Origin of the sequence: Arcobacter sp. CECT 8989, from assembly GCF_004116715.1 — a bacterium.
Taxonomy (GTDB): domain Bacteria; phylum Campylobacterota; class Campylobacteria; order Campylobacterales; family Arcobacteraceae; genus Halarcobacter.
In genome coordinates this window covers 1-414 of record NZ_PDKE01000096.1, presented here as the reverse complement: position 1 = coordinate 414, position 414 = coordinate 1, and the positions used below count along the sequence as shown (strand labels likewise).

1 protein-coding gene is annotated in these 414 nt (G+C 28.3%); it reads left to right on the top strand.

The window, feature by feature from the left end:
• Nucleotides 1–222 (top strand): hypothetical protein (locus CRV02_RS14585; RefSeq protein WP_258239338.1); only part of this gene is annotated, 222 nt, incomplete at its 5' end.
• Nucleotides 223–414 lie beyond the last annotated feature (192 nt).

The window sequence follows — 414 nt, the reverse complement described above, 5'->3', positions numbered from 1 at the left end:
CTTTCTTTCTTTTCAAAGATTTTGATTATTTCTAAAAATGCAAGCACACAACAAGCAAGGCGGAAAAGAGAGGGAAAAAGAAGAAGAAGAAAAACAGGGAGAGGAGGTAAAGAGAGAAAAGGAGGAAGGAGAGAAGGGAAAGAAGAGAAAAAAAAAGAGGAAAGAAGAAGCAGGAAAGGAAGAAGAGAAAGAGAAAACAAAAGAGAAAGAAAAAAAAGATAAGAAATGAAAAAAACAAAAAGAAAGAAAAAAAAAAAAACCAACTCCAATTGAAAGGGAGATTTTAAACTTAAAAAAAAAAGGAATAGTTATTTAATCACAGTTTTTACAATTTTTACTAAAAATTATTGTAGTGATTGTTCAATCATAACAGTTAATATTAAAACGTAAAATTAAAGAAGTTCAGGGATTTAA